Genomic DNA, 355 nt, shown 5'->3' on the forward strand with positions numbered 1-355 from the left:
AAGCGGTTCGTTAAATATGCTGACAGAATTCTAGCATTCTTAGAACATCCAGACATTCCATTTGATAACAATCAAGCGGAACGGGATATTCGAATGACGAAAGTAAAACAGAAAGTGTCTGGGACTTTCCGAAGTAAGAAAGGCGCAGAATCTTTTTGTCAGATACGAAGCTTTATGAGTACCATGAAAAAACAAAAACAATCTGTCTTACAAGCGATAGGCCAGGTTATAGAAACCGGAACGGTTCCTTGGAATAGCACGACTTCATAAGAGAATTTCTCTATTTTATATAGATTCTTTCTCTTATTGGAGTATTTTTTTTCATGTTTTCAAATCGGAAACATGTATTTGGCCT

The 355-nt window shown here is 36.3% G+C and carries 1 protein-coding gene; it reads left to right on the forward strand.

Going from position 1 to position 355, the window contains the following annotated elements; translation table 11 throughout:
• On the forward strand, positions 1-270 hold a 270-nt coding region (locus JDS99_RS31120), incomplete at its 5' end, for an IS66 family transposase (RefSeq protein WP_199696514.1).
• Positions 271-355 lie beyond the last annotated feature (85 nt).

The organism is Bacillus cereus group sp. N6, from assembly GCF_016483705.1.
GTDB classification, from domain to species: Bacteria; Bacillota; Bacilli; order Bacillales; family Bacillaceae_G; genus Bacillus_A; species Bacillus_A wiedmannii.